Annotated in this window: 21 protein-coding genes; 3 read left to right on the top strand and 18 right to left on the bottom strand. The window is 62.4% G+C overall.

Going from position 1 to position 21,700, the window contains the following annotated elements:
• The first annotated feature begins 858 nt into the window (after window positions 1–858).
• Window positions 859–1,560 (top strand): invasion associated locus B family protein, encoded by a 702-nt coding sequence (locus tag QTJ18_RS21040; RefSeq protein WP_252755208.1) that lies wholly within the window; start codon window positions 859–861, stop codon window positions 1,558–1,560.
• A 45-nt stretch (window positions 1,561–1,605) separates the two neighbouring features.
• Here the strand turns inward: QTJ18_RS21040 and kduD are convergent, their stop codons facing one another.
• From kduD to QTJ18_RS20980, 12 genes are all read right to left on the bottom strand, one after another.
• On the bottom strand, window positions 1,606–2,373 hold the full coding sequence (gene kduD / locus QTJ18_RS21035) for a 2-dehydro-3-deoxy-D-gluconate 5-dehydrogenase KduD (protein ID WP_252755209.1): 768 nt from the start codon (window positions 2,371–2,373) through the stop codon (window positions 1,606–1,608).
• Between the two features lie 11 nt (window positions 2,374–2,384).
• Complete coding sequence (gene kduI, locus QTJ18_RS21030) at window positions 2,385–3,233, bottom strand: 5-dehydro-4-deoxy-D-glucuronate isomerase (protein ID WP_252755210.1); 849 nt, start codon at window positions 3,231–3,233, stop codon at window positions 2,385–2,387.
• Between the two features lie 21 nt (window positions 3,234–3,254).
• A complete protein-coding gene (locus tag QTJ18_RS21025) occupies window positions 3,255–3,920 on the bottom strand; it encodes a GntR family transcriptional regulator (RefSeq protein WP_252755211.1) in 666 nt (221 codons plus the stop codon).
• Between the two features lie 121 nt (window positions 3,921–4,041).
• Complete coding sequence (locus tag QTJ18_RS21020) at window positions 4,042–5,013, bottom strand: alpha/beta hydrolase family protein (RefSeq protein ID WP_252755212.1); 972 nt, start codon at window positions 5,011–5,013, stop codon at window positions 4,042–4,044.
• Between the two features lie 191 nt (window positions 5,014–5,204).
• Window positions 5,205–5,588: a DUF423 domain-containing protein gene (locus tag QTJ18_RS21015; protein WP_252755213.1), complete on the bottom strand. Its 384-nt coding sequence runs from the start codon at window positions 5,586–5,588 to the stop codon at window positions 5,205–5,207.
• Window positions 5,585–5,983 (bottom strand): globin domain-containing protein, encoded by a 399-nt coding sequence (locus QTJ18_RS21010; RefSeq protein ID WP_252755214.1) that lies wholly within the window; start codon window positions 5,981–5,983, stop codon window positions 5,585–5,587. The genes QTJ18_RS21015 and QTJ18_RS21010 overlap by 4 nt, the downstream gene beginning before the upstream one ends.
• 345 nt (window positions 5,984–6,328) lie before the next feature.
• Entirely contained in the window at window positions 6,329–6,508 is a 180-nt protein-coding gene (locus QTJ18_RS21005; protein WP_252755215.1) for a hypothetical protein, read from the bottom strand.
• Between the two features lie 117 nt (window positions 6,509–6,625).
• Window positions 6,626–8,521: an ABC transporter ATP-binding protein gene (locus QTJ18_RS21000; RefSeq protein ID WP_252755216.1), complete on the bottom strand. Its 1,896-nt coding sequence runs from the start codon at window positions 8,519–8,521 to the stop codon at window positions 6,626–6,628.
• A gap of 10 nt (window positions 8,522–8,531) precedes the next feature.
• Window positions 8,532–10,385 (bottom strand): ABC transporter ATP-binding protein, encoded by a 1,854-nt coding sequence (locus tag QTJ18_RS20995; protein ID WP_252755217.1) that lies wholly within the window; start codon window positions 10,383–10,385, stop codon window positions 8,532–8,534.
• Between the two features lie 285 nt (window positions 10,386–10,670).
• Window positions 10,671–11,447, bottom strand: a complete 777-nt coding sequence (locus QTJ18_RS20990) for an ATP-binding cassette domain-containing protein (RefSeq protein WP_252755218.1) — start codon at window positions 11,445–11,447, stop codon at window positions 10,671–10,673.
• The gene (locus QTJ18_RS20985) at window positions 11,447–12,529 is read right to left on the bottom strand and encodes an ABC transporter permease (RefSeq protein ID WP_252755219.1); all 1,083 of its coding nucleotides are present in this window, start codon (window positions 12,527–12,529) and stop codon (window positions 11,447–11,449) included. Before QTJ18_RS20985 ends, QTJ18_RS20990 begins: the two co-directional genes overlap by 1 nt.
• A gap of 189 nt (window positions 12,530–12,718) precedes the next feature.
• A complete protein-coding gene (locus QTJ18_RS20980) occupies window positions 12,719–13,744 on the bottom strand; it encodes a sugar ABC transporter substrate-binding protein (protein ID WP_252755220.1) in 1,026 nt (341 codons plus the stop codon).
• 212 nt (window positions 13,745–13,956) lie between these two features.
• Here QTJ18_RS20980 and QTJ18_RS20975 point away from each other — a divergent pair, with 212 nt between their 5' ends.
• Together QTJ18_RS20975 and QTJ18_RS20970 are read left to right on the top strand one after the other, a co-directional pair.
• Complete coding sequence (locus tag QTJ18_RS20975; RefSeq protein WP_252755221.1) at window positions 13,957–15,189, top strand: ROK family transcriptional regulator; 1,233 nt, start codon at window positions 13,957–13,959, stop codon at window positions 15,187–15,189.
• Entirely contained in the window at window positions 15,189–15,623 is a 435-nt protein-coding gene (locus QTJ18_RS20970) for an RbsD/FucU family protein (RefSeq protein ID WP_252755222.1), read from the top strand. The genes QTJ18_RS20975 and QTJ18_RS20970 overlap by 1 nt, the downstream gene beginning before the upstream one ends.
• 162 nt (window positions 15,624–15,785) lie before the next feature.
• Here QTJ18_RS20970 and QTJ18_RS20965 read toward each other — a convergent pair whose 3' ends face one another.
• The 6 genes from QTJ18_RS20965 to kdgD form a co-directional block, all read right to left on the bottom strand.
• A complete protein-coding gene (locus tag QTJ18_RS20965) occupies window positions 15,786–17,066 on the bottom strand; it encodes a TRAP transporter large permease (RefSeq protein ID WP_252755223.1) in 1,281 nt (426 codons plus the stop codon).
• A 1-nt stretch (window position 17,067) separates the two neighbouring features.
• On the bottom strand, window positions 17,068–17,595 hold the full coding sequence (locus QTJ18_RS20960) for a TRAP transporter small permease (protein WP_252755224.1): 528 nt from the start codon (window positions 17,593–17,595) through the stop codon (window positions 17,068–17,070).
• An 85-nt stretch (window positions 17,596–17,680) separates the two neighbouring features.
• Window positions 17,681–18,622 carry a TRAP transporter substrate-binding protein gene (locus tag QTJ18_RS20955; RefSeq protein WP_489667273.1) on the bottom strand — a complete coding sequence of 314 codons (942 nt, stop codon included), beginning with the start codon at window positions 18,620–18,622 and terminating at the stop codon, window positions 17,681–17,683.
• Window positions 18,623–18,738: 116 nt separating this feature from the next.
• Entirely contained in the window at window positions 18,739–19,614 is an 876-nt protein-coding gene (locus tag QTJ18_RS20950) for an amidohydrolase family protein (RefSeq protein WP_252755226.1), read from the bottom strand.
• A complete protein-coding gene (locus tag QTJ18_RS20945) occupies window positions 19,614–20,750 on the bottom strand; it encodes a mandelate racemase/muconate lactonizing enzyme family protein (protein WP_252755227.1) in 1,137 nt (378 codons plus the stop codon). The genes QTJ18_RS20950 and QTJ18_RS20945 overlap by 1 nt, the downstream gene beginning before the upstream one ends.
• A gap of 13 nt (window positions 20,751–20,763) precedes the next feature.
• A complete protein-coding gene (gene kdgD / locus QTJ18_RS20940; protein ID WP_252755261.1) occupies window positions 20,764–21,672 on the bottom strand; it encodes a 5-dehydro-4-deoxyglucarate dehydratase in 909 nt (302 codons plus the stop codon).
• Window positions 21,673–21,700 lie beyond the last annotated feature (28 nt).

The following is a 21,700-nucleotide window of genomic DNA, read 5'->3' as shown; positions in this document are numbered from 1 at the left end:
CCTTTCTCGCTTGCGGCAACTCAGCGTCCTCAAGGCTCTAGTGTCGTAGTCGCACAGCCATTGGAGTCGAGGGTATGTCATCAGGAGGCATCGTCGATGTCATGTCCGCTTTTGGGATCACATAAGCTGGGGACTTACGACCGAAATTGGGGCGCAATACGGTCCTTCAGATCGATCGACTGTCGTTTCCAGTTTGCCGGGCGATGTATTATGTTGCGAACCGGATTCTACATCACGAAGGCGCTCTGAATTGGCAAGTCTCTGCGCAATCAGGCCCCCGCAACCAACGATCCCTGCGATCCCAATAAAGCCCCCTTCGCGGGGCTTTTTGCGTTTCTATAGCTCGCGGCAGGGGCGGATAGGTAAGCCATGCAATCCTCTACATTGGCTCGTAATCACGGCATTCGGCTGAGGCACGTTCCAGAAGCCCCCTTACGATCAAGGCCAGGCCGGTTTGCTCGGAACTCCATCTGCGGCATTGAACAGCAGGATTGCGAAGCTTTGGGCGGGGGTGAGGCTGGAGCCACCTGTGCCGGCGGATGCCAAGCGGAAAGTCGAGGCGAGACTTCCACCCATTGCGATCGCACCTTTTGCCTATGGTTCGTGTCACATCCGGCCCGGGCCTCCTCGAAAAGCGCAGATGTACGGGCATGGCGCGTCATGAGAAGGCTTCATCCACACCTGGAATCTTTTTTGCGGTCAAGGAGCATCGTCGGCATCTCTATCTGACGAGACTGCCGATAGCCCGGCCCGTCTCTCGAAATCTTGAAGAGGGCGGGGAGGCGGAAGATGGTTGCCGTGCGGCGTTCTGCGCGATATCGATCGCGCAATGTCTCTGGTGCGGAAAGGGAGGAGAGTGTGACGACAAGGACCGGCTTCTCCATCCTGTCTTCAGCCGCTGCACTGAAGCGGCGACGTTCCGGGATCGGGCGGATGCTGTCCCGCCTGCGGCGTGGTCGGATCGGCCTGGCCGAAATCGGATTACGCCCGCGCAACCCGAATAAAGCAAGGCTGCGAGAGGCCTCTTCCATCTCGCTCCTCGCGATGGCCTGTCTGGTCGCTCCTCTATCTTGCCATAGGCTCTCGGCGGCGCAGCTGCCCGGCGGCACGGGGTCCTTTTTCGAGCCGCATGGGCAATGGACCGTCGCCTGCCGCGGCCAGAACGGCGTCGTCGGCTGCGTTCTGAGCCAGGTCCAGACGGATCCGCAAAGTGGCAAACCCATGCTGTCGGCGGAGCTTCGCCCTCTCCACCTCGGAGAGGTCGAGGGCGCGCTTCTCCTGCCCTTCGGCCTCGCGCTTGCCAAAGGTGTTCAGATAACAGGCACCGGCCTGTCTCAACCGCTGACCTTCGCCTTCTCGACCTGCCTTCCCGGCGGCTGCATCGTGCCGCTGCGTTTATCCCGGGAGGTGGTGACCGCGCTGACGGACGCAGCGGAGACGCCGGCGGCCATTCTAACGGTGAAGGCGGAAACCCTCTCATTCCGCGAGCCGGTCTCGATGCGCATTCCGCTCGCGGGATTGTCGGCCGCCCTGGCGCGTGCGGCCGAACTCTCGCATTAATCATGAATGCTGCCCGGCGTGCGAGGCGGGCAGCATTGATGTGCCTTACCGGGCGAGCCATCCACCATCGATGGCCAGAATCTGGCCGGTGACATAGCTACTGGCCGGCGCGGCGAAGAAAAGCACGGCGGTGTCCAGGTCCGACGGCTTTCCCCAGCGGCCGGCCGGTATCCTCTCGAGGATGGCGCGGCTGCGCTCGGGATCGTTGCGAAGGGCTTCTGTATTGTCGGTATCCATGTAACCGGGCGCGATGGCATTGACCGTGATGCCGCGCGGAGCCAGTTCATTGGCCATGAGTTTCGTCAGCCCGGCCACGGCGTGTTTGCTCGACGTGTAGGATGCGACGCGGATTCCGCCCTGGAAGGACAGGAGCGAGGCAATATTGACGATCCGCCCGGCGATCCCTTTCTCCAGCATGTGTCGAACCACGGCCTGTGACAGGATGAAGGTGCTCTTGAGGTTGATGTTCATGATGTCGTCCCAGTCAGACTCCGAGAACTGGGCGAAATCGGCGCGGCGGATCTGGCCGGCATTGTTCACGAGAATGTCGATCGTCCCCTTTTCCGTCAGGGCCTGAACCACAGCATCCAGGCCGGAGGGATCCTTGAGGTCATAGATGACTTCCTCGAAGCTCCGGCCGGTCGTTTCCACCGCCGCTCTGGTTTGCGGCATGGGTTGCGAGCCCAGCGCGATGATATCGGCTCCGGCGCCCGCAAGCGCCAGGGCAAGGCCTTGGCCAAGGCCGGTGCGCGCGCCGGTGATCAGCGCCCGCTTTCCCGTCAGATCGAAGAGAGACATGGCCTGGAGAGACATGGTCCGCCCCCTCACTTGAGGTCCGTCATGGGCACGAAGTCCATGTCGGTGAAGGACTGGTTGTCGCCGGCCATGCTCCAGATGAAGGCATAGGCGCTGGTGCCGGATCCGCAATGGATGGACCAGGGCGGCGAGAGGACGGCCTGTTCGCTGCGCATGATGAGATGGCCGGTGGCCTGCGGGCGGCCCATCAGATGCACGACGAAGGCGTTTTCGGGAATTTCGAAATAGAGATAGGCTTCCATCCGGCGGTCATGCAGATGGGCCGGCATCGTGTTCCAGACGCTGCCGGTCTCAAGCCGCGTGAGGCCCATCAGGAGCTGGCAGGTGGGCAGAACCTTCGGGTGGATATATTGGTAGAGCTTGCGCTTGTTGCAATTCGCCTGATCGCCCAGATTGTTCTCGATTGCATCGGCCTTCGTGATGGGGCGCGAGGGAAAGCTCGAATGGGCAGGGACGCTGTTGATGTAGAATTTCGCGGGCTGGTTCGGGTCGATGCTCTCGAAGGTGATGTCACGCACGCCCATGCCAAGGTAGAGGCCATCCTGTTGATCCAGCTCGTAGGCTGTGCCATCGGCCACCACCCGGCCTTTGCCGCCGATATTGATGAGACCAAGCTCGCGCCGCTCGAGCAGGAAATCGGTACCGACAGTCTTGGCCAGATCCGCTCCGATCGAGAGGGGCGCTGCCGTCGGCATGATGCCGAGCAGCAGCATCCGGTCGTAATGGGTATAGACCGCGTATATGTCCCCGGGCGCGAACAGCGTCTCCACCATGAAATTCTCGCGCAGCTGTGCGCCGTTCATCGCCTCCGACTGGCTGTAATGCACCGCGTGCCGGGTCTCGATGGTCGTTGACATGATGGCTTCTCCCTTGGGTCGTCATTCAAAAAGATCGGGATATTGCATTTCGAGCTGAGGCAGGTCGTGCAGCAATTCCGACAGGTGGCTGGTCATGGAGTGGACGGCACCCGCCTCATCGCGGCGATCGATAGCACCGAGAATGGCCTGGTGCTCGCCGACAAGGCGGGACAGCGCGTCCGGCGCCTGCAGCGAAAGGCAGCAGGCCCGGTCGATATGCGCCTTCAGGTCCTCCACCACCGACCAGGCCATAGGCAGACCGGCGCCCTCGGCCAATAGTTTATGGAAGGCGGTGTCGGCCTGGCGAAAGGCGCTCCTGTCTCCCGCCGCTGCCGCCCTCTTCTGCTCGCCCAGGCTCGCCTCCAGCCGGCTGCGGGCCTGGACGTGAAAGACACGGCAGGCCGCCTTCACGACGGCGGTTTCGATCGTCTCGCGAATGAACGCCGCCTGCATCAGCTTATCGACGGAAATGCGGGCGATCACTGCGCCGCGCTGAGGCAGGATCTCGACCAGCCGGCTCTTGGCAAGCCCGATCAACGCCTCGCGGCCGGGCTGGCGTGAGGAGCCATAGCGTTCGCCGATCTCCTGCTCGGAAATGCGTGTCCCAGGCGGCAAAGCGAGCGCCAGGATATCCGCCCGCAATTGCCGCTCCACCTTGTGCGCCATGCTCTCCGCCTGAGCCCGCATGCGAACCGATCCTTCTTACAAATCGTAGACACTTCCATACAATCCGCGAGCGACAAGCGCAACCGCATTCGCCTGCTTCAGCGTCGGTGCGGATCAATGGGAGTTTTGGGCAAGATGCCGGTCAGGCCGGAGGAATTTCTTCCAGGCTGTGATGGAGCTTGGGCATGACCTCACCCTGTTTTAGCCAGCTCAGGGCAATGGGCCAGAGACTGTCGCGGAAACGGTCATGAAAAAAGGCGAAATGCCCGATCTGGGCCTGCCCAAAGTCTTCGGGCCCGAGATGCAGGTGAAGACGGCGCGTGCGAGGGAAATAGGAAAGAAGCCGCCTGATGGCAGGCACCGTGCCATAGGCATCATCTGAAAGTCCGATAGCCAGGATCGGCGCCCTGACTTGCGCAAAGCGTGGCGGCAAAGCCATGCCCTCCGGCCTGCGATCAGCGCCGAGCGGCCGCCGCCGCAGCGAGGTTTCGAAGCGCGGGCCCATCCTGCTCCATCCCATGGCGACGCCAGCCGGCGTGTCCTCCATCCATCCCAGCCGCTTGGCTGGAAAATAGCCCAGCAGCTGCGTGACCAGCGGCATAAGGACATGCCATTTCCAAAGCATTGCCAGCCGGGCCTGGGGCGCATAGTCCCGCCAATAGGCAAATTGCGCACCCACGGTCAGGATGCGTTCGATCGCCGCATTGGACGGCGCCGCGCCGATGGCGAAGCCGCCGATCGAGTGACCGACGACAGAGACGGGAGCCCCGGGAAAGCGCGTTTCGACATATCGCAATGCGCCTTCCAGATCCTTCTCCCCCCAGTCGATCCAGTCCGCTGCAAATCCGCGCAGGCTCTGCGGCCGCGACTCGCCGATGCCGCGATAGTCATAGGTAAGGACGTTGAAGCCGTTCTGGAACAGATAGGCGGCGAAGCGCGCATAATAGCGCGAGCGCACGGATGTGGCACAGGTGATGATGACGGTCGGGCGCTGGTCCGACAACTGTTCCCTGCACCAGAGAAAACCTCCTAGCGCATAGCCATCCGTGGCGGGAAACCGCAAGGGCGAGCCCTGAAGATCCGACCCGGCAACATCACTGGCATTGACATCCACGGCAGCATCCCCCTGTTGCCAATCCCATCATTGAGGCAATAGCCGCCTTGCGCAAGAGGCGACCTTTGGGAAAGCCGCCTGGCCAAGGGCCGCTGCCGCTTCACCGTTGCCGAGGCCGGGAATGGCAGCGGATAGACGGGAGCAACAGGACGGAGGGACAGACTAGACGAAAGACCGGAGAAACGGGAACGTCAGGGGGACCGGTGGTTGCCGGCTCTGGCCGCAAAGACCCCGCACAGTGCCACCAGGAGCCAGCCAAGGATCATTGCCATTCCGCCGGCGGGCGCGGCCATTGGAAACAGGCTTGTGGCTTCGAAATGGCGTAGCAGCAGATCCGTCGAAAAGACGATCGTGCCGGCAGCCAGAAGGCCGGCCGCGACTGTGGCCAGTCTCTGCCGTTCGCTCAAGAGATAAAGCCCCATCAGAACAGGCGCATGCGCCAGGCACATTGCAGAGGCGGAGCCAAGCAGGCGGGCATCGCTGCCATGGCTGGCCGCTGCCGCGAGGCCGACGCCGGAGGCGCCGATAATGCCGGCCAGAATGAGGATGGCAGAGCGAATGGTCGGGCTTCTCATGCCTGCTCCTCCCGGTTCTGCATATGGTGCGCCAGGCGCTCGATCGGCGCCCAGATGATGTCCCGAAGCTTCGGGTTGTCGATGGTTTCCGCCATGGCCTGCGAGAAACAGAGCAGCCATTCATCCCGTTCCCTGACGCCGATCGACGCCATGAAATGACGGGAGCGCAGCCGTGGATGCCCATATTTTTCGACATAGACGGGAGGGCCGCCGAGATAGCCGGTAAGGTAGTCGTAGAGCTTGGCTTCGCTGCCGGAGAGGTCGGCCGGATGAACGGCGCGGCAGCGCGCGGCTTCCGGCAGGCTGTCCATGAGTGCGTAGAACCGGCGGGTCAGGGCCCGCACCGTCTCGTCCCCGCCGATTGCCTCATAAAGCGTGATGGTTTCGCCAGTCATCGATCCGTCGTCCTCGTTGGGGAAGCTGTTGCACGCAATCCCGCTGACGGCAAGCCGGTGCACTGACTTCCAGGGCCTCCCAGGGGGCTCCCAGGGGGGCATCCAGGAGGCGTCCAGGATCCATGCTGCAGGCTCGTCTTGGACTGTCGTATAGAACCAGAACAGGCGCGACGGCAAGCGTCAAGCCGCCGCAGGTCGATCATCGATGCTGCCGCTTCACGCCGAGGATCAGCGCGGTTTCCTACAGGAAAACCCGGCCGGCCTGAAAGGGCCGACCGGGTCTATCGTCACATCCGCATCCGGCTAGCGGTCCGGTCTGGTCCAGCCTGCCATCCAGGCTCGGACTTATTCCGAACCCGGATCGATATCCTTCGTATCCGGATCGGGAAGGGCACCGGCCCCCGGCGTCTTTTCCGGATCGACCTTGGCACGGGCATCGGGCCCAGCCGGGATGACGCCCTGGCGGGGATGATCCGGGGCCTGTTCTTCGCCCACGGCGCGCTGTGCATTTCTGTCTCTGTCCATCGGCAACTCCTTTTAGCGTCGACGAAACAACGAGGGCGCGAGGACAAGGTTCCGGTCATGGCGCCGGGCGTGGGCCTCAGCCCGTGCTGCCGCTTTCGATTGCGCGAGAAGAAGGGCTCAGGTGGAGGAGGGGCTAAGGGCATCCTCCACGATGGTGTCGGGTATATCGTCGAAGGACGCATAGTTCAGATTGTAAAGCCGGGAATAGAGCTTGCCATTGGCCATCAGCTCGGCATGATTGCCGCTCTCGATCAGTTCGCCATTTTGAAGAACGATAATGCGGTCGGCTTCGCGAATAGTGGCAAGGCGGTGGGCAATCACCAGCCCGGTCCGGCCTTCCAGAAGCTTGACCAGCGCCTTCTGGATCAGCATTTCCGTATAGCTGTCTATATTGGCGGTCGCTTCGTCCAGCACCAGGATCTTGGCATCCGCCACCAGGGCGCGCGCAAAACTGATCAATTGGCGCTGGCCGAGGGAGAGATTGCCGCCGCGCTGGCCAAGCAGGCTGTCATAGCCATCCGGCATGCGCAGGATGAAGTCATGCGCCCCGACGGCCTTGGCAGCTTCGATGACCTGGTCGCGCGTCGCATCCGTCTTGTGATAGCGAATATTCTCAAAGACGGTTCCGGTGAACAGGAAGGGCTCCTGCAGCACCATCGCGATCTGCCGGCCAAGGGAATCCTGGGTGAGGTCGCGCACGTCATGGCCACCCACCAGAACGGCACCCTGCTGGACTTCATAGAAGCGGTGGATCAGGGACATGCAGCTTGATTTGCCGGAGCCGGTGGGTCCGACAAGAGCCACGGTCTCCCCCGGATTGACCTTGAAGCTGACATTCTTGAGAACCGGATGCTTCGGATTGTAACCGAAGACCACATTGCGGAATTCGACCGATCCATCCATGGCGGGCGACAATTCGGTGGCATTCTCCTTGTCGGTGATATCGACCCGAACATCCAGCACATCCGTCAGCCGCTGGCCCGAGGCCATGGCGCGCTGCATGACCGAATATTGCAGGGTCAGCGAGCGGATCGGATCGAAAAACCGCTGGATGTAGAAGAGAAAGGCAATCATGACGCCGATATCCAGCGCCTGGCCCAGCACACGCGCACCGCCCACGACAATAACGAGGGCCATGGCAATCCCCGTCAGCGTGTCGACAATGGGGATCATGATCTGCGCCAGACGGGCCGCCTTGAGATGGTTGACGAGGTTGGTCCGTGCCTTGTCGTCGAACAGGGTAAAATTCACCGCCTGCCTGTCCATTCCCTGCACGGCGCGCACGCCATGTATGGCTTCGGCCAAAGCGCCGCTGGCAACCGAATTCGATTCATGTGCGGCCATGAAGGATTTGCGCGCCACCGGCAGCCAAAAGATCCGGACGATGAAGAGAATGGGCAGGGCCGACAAAGTGAGAAGACCCAGGTAGAAATCGAGATAGAGCATCACCGCGACGATGCCGATCAGAAGCGTGATATCGCCGACGGAAAGGACGGAAGTTTCCAGGAATTCCTGCATGGAATTGACATCGCCCTGCAGCCGCGACATGAGGCGTCCGACCTCGGTCTTGTCCATGAATGACAGCGAGACGCGTTGCAGATGCGAGAACATCGCGCGACGGATATCGAAGAGAACATCCTCCGCCACATTGCCGACCAGGGTTTCCTGCGCAAAGCTGGCGGCGAAATTGACGAGGATCGCAATGCCGAAGGCGATCAGGGCGTAGAGCAGGGCGGAACGGTCGCCGCCCGGCTGCATGCCGTGATCGATGGCATAGCGGATGATCAGCGGGATCAGCAATTGCATGGCCGTAAAGGCCAGCACCGCGACCACGGCAAGAAAGACCTTCCGGCGATAGGGACGAACGAAATCCCAGATCCTGGCAATGATGTTGCGGTCGAAGACCTTGCCGAAGATCTCTTCTTCGATCCTGTGCGAGCCGACGACAGCGCGGGGCGGACGGCGCCCGTCTTCGCGAACATCGGCGCGCTCGGTTTCCATTTCCTCTGCCATTCTATCCCCCTCAGCCCGCCATGGTTTCGTCGTCGGGCCGGATCTGCAGGTCGTAGAGCGCCCGATAGCGGCCGCCCAGCGCCAGCAATTCCTGGTGCGAGCCCTGTTCGACGATATGTCCGTCCTCCAGGAACAGGATCCGGTCGGCATGCATCAGGGAGCTCAACCGGTGGGCCACGATGATGGTGACGCGGTCGGATGCGTAGCGGCGCATGGCGCTCCGGATGCGCTGCTCGGTTGCCGCATCGATTGCGGCGGTGGAATCGTCGAAGATCATCACGGCCGGCTTCAACATCAGGGCGCGCGCAATCGACAGGCGCTGGCGCTGCCCGCCGGAAAGGGAGACGCCGCGTTCGCCGACCACTGTCTCATAGCTGGCCGGCAGGCCCAGCACGTAATTGTGCAGCTGGGCGCTTTCGCTGGCCTTCTCGATCTGGCCTTCCCGCGCCCAGGGGTCTCCATAGGCAATATTGTTCTCGATCGTCGTGGTGAAGAGGAAGGAATCCTGCTGCACCACCACCACGGAGCGCCGCAGGGATTGCAACCTGACGCTGCGAATATCCTGGCCATCGATCGTGATGCTGCCGGATGTCGTATCGTAAAAGCGCGGGACGAGATGGGCGATCGTCGACTTGCCGCTGCCGGGCGGACCGACAATGCCGATCGTCTCGCCGCGCCGCGCCTCGAAGCTGATGGACTTCAGCACGGGACTGTCCGGCGCCGCGGGATAGGCGAAGCTCACTTTGTCGAAGTGAAGCGTGCCCTGGCTGATCTTCAGGGCGGGCGCGCCGGGCTTGTCCTTCACGGCGATATCCATGTCCAGAAGCTCGAACAGACGGGCGCCGCAGGTGGAGGCGCGTGCGAAGCCATTCACCATCAGGCCCAGCTGGCGCACCGGCATTTGCAGAATGGTCATGAAGGTCAGGAAGGAGGCGAGCGTGCCGACGGTGATTTCGCCTTCCATCACTTTTCCGCCGCCGACCCAGAGGACCAGTCCCATGGCGGCAAAGAAGGAAAAGGTCATGGCGCTGGTATTGGCGACCCGGATGCCGACCCGCTGATGGGCGAGCGTCAGCGCCTCGCGCGAGGCATTGTCGAATTTTTCCAATTCGTGCGCATGGGCCGAAAAGGCGCGCACAACGCGTATCCCGCCGAGATTCTCTTCCATCACCCGGGTGAGAACGGCGAGCCGCTCCTGCAGGTCGAGCCAGGTCGCCCGCAGCCGCAATTGCGTGACGGAGGACCGCCAGCCGACAAAGGGGACGAAGCTCAGAGCCAGAAGCCCCAGCACCACATCGGTCGACAAAAGCAGATAGGCGCCGATACCGATCAGCACCGAGAGGAAGATCATGCGCACGAGCGCGGTCGAGAAATACATGCGCACGCCTTCCAGATCGAGAAGGCCGACGGTGATCAGATCGCCGGAATGAACCGTGTCGTGGAAGCTGAAGGAGAGGCGCTGGATCTTCTCGTAACAGGCCAGCCGCAACTCGTAGCCGATATGATGGCCCACGGCCTCGCTGTAATAGTTCTGGACCATGGTGAACAGGCCGCGCAGCACGCTTGCCCCGAGCAGCAGAAGCGCCGTCCATAAAAGCGCGTCCTGGGCAGCGGCGGCGGCATTGCCGGTCGCGGTAATGCCCTGTGCCTGGTCGACGGCCCGTCCCAGCAGAAGCGGAATCATCAACTGGAAGGTGGAGGCGATGAAGGTCGCGCCGATGGCGGCACCCGACTGGTAGGGGTGGCGCAGCGCCATCACGGTGATGCGGGTGAGGATGGAGAGGCCCTTGCCCCAGCCAGCGGCCTTAACATGGGCGAGCGATGCGGAAAGCGGGGCTGCTCCGCCGGAAGAAGAGGCTGTCACGATCGTCATTCCAGAATGAAGCGCGCAGACGCCAGTTGTGAGCGAGAGGGCGCGTATACCACCTGAACTAGGCGGAGAATTGCTGAAGGGAATGACATAGGAAACCGATTCTGCACGAATCGGAAGCGTTTTTTCGGATTTTCGCCAGGAAAGCCCGCCTGCGGGCGCAAACCTCCCCTATCCCGGACCCGCATCGGGAAACCAGGTGCCGGGGAGGTCCGATCGAAAGACAGGTGTTCGCCCGGCCGCGCCCTCGCAAGCGGCGCGGCCGGGGACATTTAGCGGTCAGGCGGCCAACGGTTCGGGTGCTTTTGCGCCCGTCATGAAGGCCACGGCATCCGACATGGAATAATCTTTCGGATTGATGACGGTCAGACGCCTGCCAAGCCGATGGATATGGATGCGATCGGCCACTTCGAAGACATGCGGCATATTGTGCGAGATCAGGACGATCGGAATTCCGCGGGAGCGGACATCGAGGATCAGCTCCAGCACGCGCCGGCTCTCCTTCACGCCGAGCGCTGCCGTCGGCTCATCGAGGATGATGACCTTGGAGCCGAAGGCCGCTGCCCGTGCCACGGCAACGCCCTGGCGCTGACCGCCGGACAGAGTTTCCACCGCCTGATTGATGTTCTGGATCGTCATCAGACCGAGTTCGGAGAGCTTGTCGCGGGCAAAGCTCTCCATGGCCGGACGATCAAGCTTGCGGAAGACGCTGCCCATGATGCCCGGCTTGCGGATTTCGCGGCCGAGAAACATGTTGTCGGCAATCGAGAGGGCCGGCGATAGCGCCAGGTTCTGGTAGACCGTCTCTATGCCGGCCTCGCGCGCGGCGATCGGCGAGCGGAAGTGCACCGGTTTGCCCTCCAGACGGATCTCGCCATCGTCGGGGCTGATCGCACCGGAGATCGCCTTGATCAGCGACGACTTGCCCGCGCCATTGTCGCCGATGACCGCGAGGATCTCGCCCGGATAGAGGTCGAAATCGGCGCCGTCGAGCGCGGTGACCCTGCCATAGCGCTTGACGAGGCCGCGAGCGGTGAGAATGGGGTCCTGTGCCATTAGCCTGCTACCTTTCTGATCCACTGGTCGATGGCCACTGCCGCGATAATCAGCACGCCGATCAACAGATAGGTCCATTGCGGATCGGTGCCGATCAGGCGAAGGCCGAGCGAGAAGACGCCGACGATCAGCGCGCCGAACAGCATTCCCAGGATGGAGCCGCGTCCGCCGAAGAGCGACAGGCCACCGATCACCACGGCGGTGATGCTCTCGATGTTTGCGAACTGGCCGGCAGTCGGCGAGACCGATCCGATCCGGCCGATCAGCGCCCAGCCGCCCAGCGCGCAGATGATGCCGGACAGCGTGTAGACGGAAATCAGCATCTTCTTGACATTGACCCCGGCAAGCTCGGCCGCGTCCGGATCATCACCGACCGCATAGAGATGGCGGCCCCAGGCGGTGGAATTCAGCACATACCAGAGCAGGAAGACGAGCAGGACCATGGCGATTACGCCATAGGTGAAGACGGCACCCCCAATGCGGATATTGTCGCCGAAAAATTGCAGCAGGGGCGCATTGGCGGCGAGATCCTGCGAGCGGATCGTCTCATTGGCGGAATAGAGGAAATTGGTGGCCAGCACGATCTGCCACATGCCGAGGGTCACGATGAAGGGCGGCAGCTTGACGCGCGCGACCAGGAAGCCGTTGATGAAGCCGCAGATCGCCCCCACGACAAAGCCGGCAAGCACCGCCAGCGGAACCGGCACGCCATAATGGATGGCGAACTGGCCCATGACGACGGATGACAGCACCATGATCGCGCCAACCGAAAGATCGATGCCGGCGGTCAGGATGACGAGCGTCTGTGCGGCGCCGATAATGCCGGTAATGGCCACCTGCTGCAGGATCAGCGTCAGTGAAAAGGCCGAAAAGAACTTCGTGCCGAGGATCAAGCCGAAGACGGTGAGAGACAGAAGCAGGACGATCAGCGGCACGGCGGCCGGGCTGCCATGCAGGAAATGCTGGAATTTCTGTAGAGTCGTCTTGTCGTGCGTATCGAACTGGGCGACCTGCGTGGAGCTTCCCGACAGACCCTTTTCGAAATCGATTGCGGGTTTGCCGGCGGCCTGTGGCTCGCTCATGTCTTCCTCCCTTGTGCCTTCTGAAGGCTTTGAGGGCCGGCTGGAGGTCGTTTGCAACCTCCGGATCTCGGCGGTAGGACGGGCCGGTCAGCACTTTGCTGCAAGCGATGGTCAGGCCGCGTCCCGTGTGGTGAAAGGGCGGCCCTGGCCGCCCTTGTGCAGTGATCGTGTTTCGTCAGGCCGTGCGGCTTAGCCCCAGCACTTGGCCGTACCTTCCTTCGTATCGATGGAGGGCACGCCATTGGCCGGCTTGTCGGTCACCAGAGCGACGCCCGTATCGAAGAAATTCTTGCCTTCGGTCGGCTTCGGCTTCTCGCCCTTGTCGGCGAAGGTCTTGATCGCCTCGATGCCGAGAGCGGCCATCAGCAGGGGATATTGCTGGGAGGTCGCGCCGATGACGCCGTCCTTGACATTCTGGACGCCCGGGCAGCCGCCATCGACGGACACGATCAGCACATCCTTCTCCTTGCCGACCGCCTTCAGCGCCTCATAGGCGCCGGCCGCCGCCGGTTCGTTGATCGTGTGGACGACATTGATGCCGGGATCCTTCTGAAGAAGGTTCTCCATGGCGGTCCGGCCGCCTTCCTCATTGCCGTTCGTCACGTCATTGCCGACGATGCGCGGATCCTTCTCGTCACCAATGCGGGTGATATCGCCGACATCGATCCCAAAACCCTTCATGAAGCCCTGATTGCGCAGAACGTCGACGGAGGGCTGGGCAGGGGTGAGGTTCAGGAGCGCGATCCTGGCATCCTTGGCCTTGTCGCCAAGGGTTGCGGCGGCCCATTTGCCGATCAGCTCGCCGGCCAGCAGATTGTCGGTGGCGAAGGTCGCGTCGGCCGCATCGATCGGATCAAGCGGCGTATCGAGCGCGATCACCAGAAGACCGGCCTTGCGGGCCTCTTCGACGGCCGGCACGATGCCTTTGGTGTCCGATGCCGTCAGCAGAATGCCCTTCGCGCCATCGGCGATGCAGGTCTCGATGGCGGCTACCTGGCTTTCGGAATCGCCGTCGATCTTGCCGGCATAGGATTTCAGCGTGACGCCGAGTTCCTTGGCCTTGGCTGTGGCGCCTTCCTTCATCTTAACGAAGAAGGGATTGGTGTCGGTCTTGGTGATCAGGCAGGCGGAAACATCGGCGGCCGAGGCGGGCGCATCGAAAACAACGCCGAGCGCAAGCGTCGCGACGGCTGCAGTCAAAACAGATTTCTTCATTGGCTCCTCCCAGAGCATGGTTGTCCGCGAATGCGGTGATCGCGGGCATGGACGGGTCCGGAGTGACCGAACGCCTCCTCCAAGCCGTCCGCCCTTGCAGCGCCCATCATCACCAAACAATCGACCCTGTCAATAATTAATTCCGATTGATTTATTAATTCGAGGCGGTAAGGTTCGGGCATTGCAGAATGGGTGCTCAGGGAGGGGCGGCCATGACCATTGACGACAATCCGTCCGCAGCGCTTGCGCCCAATTTCGCCTCCGGCCTTGCCGGGGGCTCGAACCAGGTCCGGGTACGGGCGCATAACGAGCGGCTGGTCCTGTCCCTGGTGCGCATGCACGGCTCGCTGTCCAAGGCCGACATCACCCGCGCCAGCGGCCTTTCGGCGCAGACGGTCTCAGTGATCATGCGGGCGCTCGAAAAGGATGGTCTTCTGCTGCGCGGCGAACCGCAGCGCGGCAAGGTGGGGCAGCCCTCCGTTCCGATGCGTCTCAATCCGGATGCGGTCTTCTCGTTTGGGGTCAAGATCGGCCGGCGCAGCGCCGATGTCGTGCTGATGGATTTCGTCGGCAAGATCCGCATGCAGGTCCGCCAGACTTACGCCTATCCGAGGCCGGGCCAGATCATCAGCATCATCATGTCCGGCATGGAGCGGCTGGAACAGCAGATGAGCGAGGCGGAACGCCAGCGGATCGCCGGTGTCGGCATTGCGGCACCTTTCGAACTCTGGAACTGGGCCGAGGAAGTGGGAGCCCCATCGGGCGCCATGGAGGAGTGGCGGGATTTCGATCTGCATGCCGAGATATCGGCGAAGGCGCGGCATCCGGTCTATCTGCAGAACGACGCCACGAGCGCCTGCGGCGCCGAACTCGTCTTCGGCGTCGGGCCGGCCTATCCCGATTTCGTCTATTTCTTCATCGGCTCGTTTATCGGCGGCGGGATCGTGCTGAATTCGGAAGTCTTTTCAGGTCGCTCCGGCACGGCCGGCGCGCTGGGCCCCCTGCCGGTGCGCGGCAAGGGCGGCGAAACCCGGCAGCTTCTCGATATCGCCTCCATCTTCGTTCTGGAAAAACTGCTGATGGAGCGCGGCATCGACCCGCAGCCCCTCTGGTATTCGGCAGCGGAGTGGATCGATTTCGGCGAACCCATGGAGATCTGGATCCGCGACACGGCCGAAGCGCTTGCACAGGCGATCGTCGCCTCGGCGGCACTCATCGATTTCGGCGCAGCGGTCATCGATGGCGGCTTTCCCGCCTGGGTCAGGCGGCGGATTGTCGACGCCACGGTGGAAGCCGTCTCTCGCCTCGACCTCCAGGGCATCATCATGCCGGATATCATCGAAGGCAAAGTGGGTGCCCAGGCGCGCGCAATCGGCGGCGCCAGCCTGCCGATCTTCGCCCGCTACCTGACCGATCAAAGTGTCTTGTTCAAGGAGCTCGCCTGATGCTGAAGGGGATTGATCCACTGCTGAGCCCGGAGCTTCTGGCGACGCTGCGCGCCATGGGTCACGGCGACGAAATCGCCCTTGTCGATGGAAACTATCCCGCAGTGGAACATGCCCGGCGCCTGGTGCGGCTGGACGGGCTTGGCCTGGTCCCCGTGCTGGATGCGATCCTGTCGGTCCTGCCGATCGACGATTTCGTGCCGCAGGCAATTTTCCGTTCCACCCGCGGGCAGGACCGCGATCATTTCGAGCCGGTTCATCACGAGATGATCGCCTGCTGCCAGAGGCATGAGCCGAAGCAACCGGTCGTGCCTCTGGTGGGGGATGAATTCTATCAGCGTGTGCGGCGCGCCCATTGCGTGGTGCAGACGGGCGAGCCGCGGCTCTATGCCAATATCATTTTGAGAAAGGGCGTGATCCGTCCCGGCGCCTGAGGTGCTGCGGCGTCTAGATCACATAGGCCGTCCCACGCCTCGTCGCGCAGTGCCTCCCCCTTCGCTTTTCCCCCGATCATCGCCTTTCCAGCCCTGCCCATAAAGACGAAAGGCCGGTGGAGAGATCCACCGGCCTTTCGTTCATGTCCTGGGAGGACGGTTTTACCGAAAGAGGCTGGGAAGCCACAGAGACAGCGCCGGGATATAGGTGACCAGCAGCAGGACAGCGACACTTGCGCCGAAGAAGGGCCAGATCGTCCGCATGGCCTCCCGGATCGTGATCCCGCCCACGGCGCAGCCGACAAAGAGGACGGTCCCGACCGGTGGCGTGTTCAATCCGATGCCGGCATTGAGGATCATCACGACGCCGAAATGCACCGGATCAACCCCGAAGGCCTTGACCACCGGCAGCAGGACCGGCGTGGAAATGATCACCAGCGGCGCCATGTCCATGAAGGTTCCGAGCAGCAGCAGGATGATGTTGATCACGAGCAGGATGATGATCGGATCGTCGGAGATCGCGCCGATCGCGCCGATCATCAGCTGTTGCACCTGCAGGAAGGCCATCAGCCAGGCGAAGGATGCGGCCGTGCCGATCACCAGCAGGACCATTGCGGTGGTGCGCACGGCGCCCGTGACCGCTTCGACAAAGCCGTGCCAGTTCAACTCGCGATAGACGAGCATCGCGACCAGGAAAGCGTAGAGAACGGCAATGCAGGAGCTTTCCGTGGCGGTGAAAATGCCGGAGCGTACGCCGCCGAAAATGATACCGATCAGAAGAATGCCCGGTGTTGCAGCCAGGAGGTAGATGACCAGATTGGCAAAGCCCGGAAAGGGTTCGGAGGGATAGCCCCGCCGGCGCGCGACGATATAGGCGGTGATCATCAGCGCCAGCGCCAGCAACATGCCGGGAACGATGCCGGCCGTGAAGAGATCGGCCACCGAGACATTGCCGCCGGCAGCGATCGAATAAAGGATCATGTTGTGCGAGGGCGGGATCATCAGGGCGATGATGGCGGCATTGACCGTGACGTTGACGGCATAGCTGCGGTCGTAGCCGCGCGCTGCCATCTGCGGCACCATCAGGCCGCCCACGGCCGATGCATCCGCCACGGCAGAGCCGGAGATCCCGCCGAACAGCGTGGATGCGACGATGTTGACCTGGCCAAGTCCGCCGCGCAGGTGGCCGACAAGGCCGGCGGCAAAGCGGATCAGGCGGGCGGCGATCCCGCCGCGCACCATCAGGTCGCCGGCAAAGATGAAGAAGGGGATCGCCATCATGGCGAAGACATTCATGCCGGAATTCAACTGCTGGAAGATCACGATCGGCGGCAGGCCGAGATACATGACTGTGGCCAGCGAGGCGATGCCGAGGCAGAAGGCGATGGGCATGCCGATCGTCATCAAGACGATGAAGGAGCCAAACAATACAGCATAGGCCATTTTACACGGTCTCCACGGAATCGGCCGGCGAGACAGTGGCCTCCGGCTCATCGATAATGACGTCGCAGAGGCGTTCCACTGCAAAGAGGGCGATCAGGCCGCCGCCGACGATCAGGGGAATGAAATCGACGCCGCCCGGCCAGCCCAGAACGGGAATGGTTGCGGTCCAGGTGCCTCTGGCCAGCAGCACGCCATAATAGGACATGCAGCATCCGAAGCCTGCCACCAAAGCAAGGCTGATCAGATCCATGGCGCGCTGCACCGGCTTCGGCATGGCGTAGCGCACGATATCGAGCCCAAGGTGGCCGCTTTCGCGCACGCCGACCGCGGCGCCCAGCAAGATGAACCACGACATCATGAACAGCGAGAGCGGCTCCGACCAGCTCGGCGAGCTGTTGAGCACATAGCGCCCGAAGACCTGCCAGCCGACGATGAGGGTCATGGCGACGATGCCGACGGCCGCAATATAGAGAGCGGCGCGGCTCAACAGACCAAGAGCGGGTCTGACGCTTCGAATGAAAGTCTTCATTCCCATTGTCCTTTGCGCAAAACGGGACGCGCACAGAGAAAAGGGCCAGTCGTGTTTCAAGCGACTGGCCCCGGAACAGATCGATTTACTTGACGGCCTGGATGCGGGCCACGAGATCCTGCATCTTCGGATCGGTGACGAAGCGGTCATAGACCGGCTTCATTGCATTGGAGAACTCTTCCTTGTTCACCTGAACGACCTTGACGCCGCTGGCGCGTACCTTCTCTTCCGATGCCTTTTCGCGCGCCTGCCAGAGCTCACGCATCTTGGCAACGGAATCCTTGGCGGCCTGGCGGACAACGGCCTGGTCTTCCGGGGTCAGCTTGTCCCAGGTCATCTTCGACATGACCAGTGCTTCCGGCGTCAGCGAATGCTCGGTCATCGAGAAGTTTTTGGCGACTTCGAAATGGCGGGAGGACTCGTAGGACGGCCAGTTGTTCTCGGCACCATCCACCACGCCGGTTTCCAGCGAGGAATAGACTTCGCCGAACGGCATAGGCGTCGGGTTGGCACCGAAGGCTTCCATCATGGCGATCCAGAGGTCCGACTGCTGGACGCGGATCTTCATGCCCTTCAGGTCGGCCAGCTTTTCGATCGGCTTCTTGGTGGTGTAGAAATTGCGGGCGCCGCTGTCGTAGAAAGCCAGGCCGACGAGACCATGCGGCTCGAATGCCTTGAGGATTTCGTCACCGATCGGGCCGTCGACCACCTGGTGCATGTGTTCGGTCGAACGGAACAGGAAGGGCAGGCCGAGAACCACGGTTTCCTTGACGAGGTTGTTGAACGGCGCGGTGTTCACGCGGTTCATGTCGATGACGCCGAAACGGGTCTGCTCGATCGTGTCCTTTTCGCTGCCCAGCACCGAATTGTTCATGACCTGGATCTTGATGCGGCCATTGGTGCGCTCGCTCAAGAGGTCGCCCATGAACTTCACGGCTTCCACCGTCGGGTAGCCATCCGGATGGATGTCGGCCGAGCGCAGCGTCATTTCCTGCGCCTGGACGGCCGTTGTCATTGCGGTTGTCATGGCGGTGCTCACCGCAAGGCCGATCGCCAGGCCCAAGATCTTTGACATTTTCATGCTTTTCTCCTCCACATTGAGATGCGCCCGGTCATCGCGGTTGCGCGTTACTGCTGCTTTGTCTATCGCGCCTGCCATTTCGGCAGGCCGAAGAGGTCTTCCGGGTTGGATACGAGCGCCTTGTGACGGGCAGAATCATCGGCAAGCCAGCCGAGAACCGTCTCCGTCAGCGCTACATCATCGGGATAATCCGCTTGTTCGCGGGCAAGATTGTGCGGCCAGTTGGTGCCCCAGACGATGCGTTCGGGAGCATGGCCGGCAATTACCCGCGCCACGGCTGCGACATCGGCATAATCGGGGCCGCCGCTCTTCGAACTTTCATACACGCCGGCAAACTTGAACCAGCAATTGCCTTTGTCGATCAGCCGGCGCGTGGCGGCGATCTGCGGGCTGTCGGGTGTGACCCCGCAGAAGAATTTGCCGTGATGGTCCAGGACCCAGCGCGACGTCAGCGCTGCCAGCCGCGGCTCGTGCTCCTCGATATTGCTGCCGTCGAACTGGATGGCGAGCATCCAGCCGCGCGCCCGAGCCATGGCGTCGAGACGCTCCAGCGCGGCCAGTCCCACGGCGCCGCCCGGCAGATCCATGATGCGCAGGCCAACAATGCCGGCCTCGGCGAGAGCGTCGAGTTCCGCGTCGCTCGCCTCGGGAGCAACGGCGGCGATACCGCGCGCCACATCGCCCATTTCCTTCAGGCAGGCGACGACATTGTCATTGTCTGTCTGCTGCGCATTGCCCTGGGTAATGATCACGCGATCAATGCCCAGCCACTGCATGACCTCCCGATACTGTTGCGGCGTCGGCAGGTCTCCCGCCGGAAGGCCGGGACCGCCCGGACGGGACGGATAGCCCGGGAGATACATGTGCATCTGCGTGTCCACTGCGCCCTCGGGCAACAGGATGTTCGGCTTGCGGCCGGTGAGCGGGCGTTTCAGCATCAGATCTCTTTCATGCGAAATTCGGCAAGGGCGTCGCGATTGATGTCGATGCCGAGGCCGGGGGCATCGGGAATGGCCACGATGCCGTTCTGGTGTTCGATCGGTGTCTTGACGATCGCCTGGCGGAACGGGTTGTCCGTCCGGTCGAATTCGAGAATGGGCTCGATCGGATTGACGCGCACCGGGCTGGGGATCATGGCGGCCATGAACTGCAGGGCGGCGGCGATGTGGACTGCGGTGCCCCAGACATGCGGCACGACGCGCACGCCGTGCAAGGCGGCCAGATCGGCAACCCGTTTGGCTTCCGTGAAGCCGCCGACGCCGGCAAGATCCGGCTGCAGGATATCCACGCAACGGGTTTCCACAGGTTCGCGCATGCCCCAGCGGCTATGCCAGGTTTCCCCGCCGGCAACCGGGATCGGCTGGCGGGCGCGCACCTCGCGATAGGCGGCAAGCTGTTCGGGAACCACGGGTTCCTCGAACCAGTCGAGATCGAGTTCGGCAGCGGCCTGGCCGAAACGGACGGCTTCCACCACGTCATAGCCGTGATTGGCGTCGACCATGATGCGCATCTCCGGCCCGACGGCGTCGCGCGCCGCCCGAACCACCCGCAGGTCTTCCGCGACGCCGAAGCCGATCTTGATTTTCGTGGCGTGGAAGCCTTCCTTCCAGTAGCGGGCGACATCGGCCGCATTGTCCTCTACGCGATCCACTCCGTCGCGCTTGAAACTGCCGGTGGCATAGGCCTTCACGCTTTCGCGGAAGCGACCGCCAAGCAGGATCGAGACCGGCACGCCGAAATGCTTGCCCTTGATATCCCACAAAGCGATATCGATGCCCGACAGAGCCGTCACGGCGAGGCCGCGCTGGCCCTGGTCGCGCAGCGCATTGTACAGCCGGGCCCAGATCTTCTCCGTTTCCAGGGGGTTTTCCCCGATCAGCCAACCGGCATAGGTCGCGACGACGGCGGCGTTTGGGCGCGCCGGGCCAAGGCATTCGCCCCAGCCCACCGTGCCGTCATCGCATTCGATCTCCACCAGAACATGGGCGCGGCGGTCGAAACGCATCGAGGCGCTCTCGAAGGCCACATCAAGCCTGTGTTCCAGAAGGTGGGTACGGACTCTCGTGATCTTCATTGGCGCCAGACCTTCAGCCGCGTTTCCACGACCCGATGAGGTTCAGCAGCATGCCTTCCTCCTCCTGGGTCAGATCGTCGAGCGGCGGGCGGACCTTGCCGGCGTCGAAGCCCTGCAGGCGGACACCGGCCTTGATCGCGGCGACCGCATAGCCCTTGCGGCGGTTGCGGATGGCCATGAAGGGATAGAAGAAATCGCGCAGGATTGCTTCGCATTTGGCGCGCTCGCCGGCGCGCAGCGCCTTGTAGAACTCCACTGCCAGGCCCGGCACGAAGTTGAAGACCGCGGAGGAATAGGTGGTGAAGCCCGCACCGAGATAGGCCTCGGCGAAGAGCTCGGCTGTCGGCATGCCGCCGAGATAAGTCAGCCGGTCGCCCATGGTGGCGGTGACCTGACGTACGAGGCCGATATCGCCGGTGCCGTCCTTGAAGCCGACGAGATTGGGGCACTCGTCACACAGGCGCTTCAACGTGTCGACCGACAGGACGGAATTGTCGCGGTTGTAGACCATGACGCCGATGCCAACCGACTGGCAGATCTTCTTGACGTGCTGGTACAGGCCTTCCTGCGGCGCGTCGATCAGGTAATGGGGCAAAAGCAGGATGCCGTCGGCGCCGGCCTTTTCGACCGAGCGGGCGAGTTCGACGCCCACATGGCTGCCGAAGCCGCAGCCGGACACGATGGCCGTCTTGCCTGCCGCTTCCTTGGCGGCGCGCACGATGCCCGGGATTTCATCCGGCGACAGGGAGAAGAATTCACCGGTGCCGCCAGCAGCAAAGAGAACCGGCGCGTCATAGCCCGACAGCCACTCGATATGGCGACGATAGCTCTCCGGCTGAAACTGTCCTTCACCATCGAAATGGGTGACCGGAAAGGACAGGAGGCCAGCGCCAAGCGCCGCCTTGATCTCTTGTGGCGTCATCATGAAATTCCCTTGTAGACAGATCCTC

Source organism: Rhizobium sp. SSA_523 (genome assembly GCF_030435705.1).
Lineage (GTDB): Bacteria > Pseudomonadota > Alphaproteobacteria > Rhizobiales > Rhizobiaceae > Neorhizobium.
This window is presented reverse-complemented; position numbering and strand designations above follow the sequence as displayed.